Source organism: Pseudomonas sp. HMSC065H01, from assembly GCF_001815235.1.
GTDB classification, from domain to species: domain Bacteria; phylum Pseudomonadota; class Gammaproteobacteria; order Pseudomonadales; family Pseudomonadaceae; genus Pseudomonas; species Pseudomonas aeruginosa.
The window spans coordinates 1-2,069 of the sequence record NZ_KV819861.1 but is presented as its reverse complement, the minus strand read 5'-3'; the positions used below and the strand labels follow the sequence as shown (position 1 = coordinate 2,069).

Annotated in this window: 3 protein-coding genes and 2 pseudogenes; all 5 read right to left on the bottom strand. The window is 57.0% G+C overall.

Annotation, left to right across the window (positions count from 1 at the left end; translation table 11 throughout):
• Positions 1-234, bottom strand: a pseudogene (locus tag HMPREF3014_RS09480) (hypothetical protein); the annotation flags it as partial.
• Between the two features lie 8 nt (positions 235-242).
• Complete coding sequence (locus HMPREF3014_RS09475) at positions 243-683, bottom strand: hypothetical protein (RefSeq protein ID WP_023099010.1); 441 nt, start codon at positions 681-683, stop codon at positions 243-245.
• Between the two features lie 213 nt (positions 684-896).
• Entirely contained in the window at positions 897-1,055 is a 159-nt protein-coding gene (locus HMPREF3014_RS35385; RefSeq protein ID WP_371915056.1) for a DUF551 domain-containing protein, read from the bottom strand.
• Between the two features lie 124 nt (positions 1,056-1,179).
• Positions 1,180-1,617, bottom strand: a complete 438-nt coding sequence (locus tag HMPREF3014_RS33300) for a DUF551 domain-containing protein (RefSeq protein ID WP_071540917.1) — start codon at positions 1,615-1,617, stop codon at positions 1,180-1,182.
• A gap of 182 nt (positions 1,618-1,799) precedes the next feature.
• Positions 1,800-2,069 (bottom strand): annotated as a pseudogene (locus HMPREF3014_RS09470) (hypothetical protein); the annotation flags it as partial.

Below are 2,069 nucleotides of genomic sequence, written 5' to 3'. Positions count from 1 at the left end.
CTCTTTGCCGTCTACCTCGGCGAGCCACTCGGGCACGAATCCAGCAAAGCCGTAGACCGTGAACTCCGGCCCGATAAAGGGCCTCTCTTTCCGGTCATGGAACGGCACGCAATCACCGTCCTCGCAGTTCAGGAGCTTCCCGACTTGCTCAGTGACATACTCTCGGTCGCCGTCATCGTCTGGCGGCAGCGCGTTGTCCCAGCGCTCCTGGGCGTATTTCAATGCAGTGTTCATTTCTCACCTCAGTCGGTGTAGGCGATGTACTTGAACTGGCCTTTCTCTTCGTTGAAGTACTCGAAGCGGCCGCCAAACGTCCCGATCACGGCTTTTTCAACCTCGGCGCGCGAAGTGCCGATGGGGAAAACTCCCTTCTTGATCATTGACGCGCCCGAATGCGGTTCCCATGTCCAGTCGATTTTGGTTGGGTCAAGCACCCGAGGCTTGCTTTCGAGGAAAGCCCCATATCCACCAATGTCTAGGATGATCGTGTGAATCTCGCGCACACAGAGCGGATCGTCCGCCGCGCGCCAACCGCAGTCAGGACAGCACATGTCCGCGCTCGTATGCGCTGCACACGGAGGGCTAATATGGCAACTGCAATTCTCGACCCTCTCCAGCTCAATCACTCCCTCGCAGCCGCCGCGGTTGCAGATGGAGCCTTCCTCGTATCCGAGTTCTTTCATGTCTCACCTCGCGTTCGCGTGCATGCGGCAGCGTTCCGAATCGCTGTCGTCATACAGGCGAAAAAATGCCCGGACTTGCCGGGCTAAGAGGGGTAGGGTGGGGATGGCCTGGATACGGCTGCTTCTTTACCAGGTCTGTCGAGCATCCATTTCTGGTCTGGCCGAACACTCCGTAGAGCATCCCCATTGAAGGGTGGCGTCCTTGCCTGGGAGTCAGTCGGCTGGAGGCGCTGGGAGTGGCATCCAGTGCGTTGGGCGCCAGTTTAAAATTGATGAATGTATTGTATCAAACCAATCCCACCCAGCGTTCAGGGGGCCATCACCGCGCTGCCATGTCGCATAGCCGATACTCCCCTCCGTGTACTTTCGCATGTGAGTTTCTCTCACGCCGTAATCTGGGCAATAACCAAGAAACTTGGTGCCATCCTTTGGAGCGCTATCAATCGTTTTCCACTCGCTCATCTTGCCTCCAGTGTGTGTATTCGCCAGGGCGCGGTTAGGCGGTTGGTTTGACTGGTCGAACTGAAACAACAACCCAAGCATCATTTCCAATAACAAATACACAGGAAGCTTCTTCGTAGGGGCCGTCGTAGAGGTTGCCGTCCGAACCTTCTTGCCCGAAATCGATCTTACCGTTCATATCGGCGATTCCATCCCAAAGCGGGCCAGTAGTCAGCGCATGCGATGCCCATTCCGGGGCGCTCTTCCAGTCGATATTTACGCTGTTCTCCAGCGGAAGCTCTGGACTCGGCATCCAGTATTTGACCTTGTAACATTGGCTTTCGCCTTTACGTTGGCACCATGCGCCTAACCATTCGCCTTCTCCCTCGTAAGTTGCTCCTTCTATTTCATATCGCCCACATACCGGGATCATGATCAGGCATTTGTCGCCAACGTTTGGTAGATGATCACTACACTTGATCCACTCACTCATCTATCACCTCACCAATAAATAGTCAGAAACAGAACAACGAACAGCGCTGCGAACTCAAAAAGGGTTGGCATGGATTCCTCTCTTGCCGTATCAGGGCAAATGGAGCGAACGCCGGGCGCTTCCCCGGATGCGTCAGGTCTGGCTGCGCTAGCCCCTAGACTCGTTCGCTGTTCGATGGCAGCTCACTCGTCGAATTCGACGAACTCGCCCTCGGCATTCAACTGGTACCAGGTGTCCGGCTCTACGCCGTTCTCCCCGACCTTGCTGGCGCGGATATGGATGAGGCGCCCCTCGTCGTCGCGATGGCAGAGAACGATGGCGCTGCCGGCAGACGCGCGAGCGCGGCCTTCGATACCCAGGGATGCGGCGACGGATTCCTTGCCGCTGACCTCGGCTGCCGAGTAGTCGCCGGTGTTCGACGCTGCCGAGCGGTCGCCGGTGTTGCTGGCTGC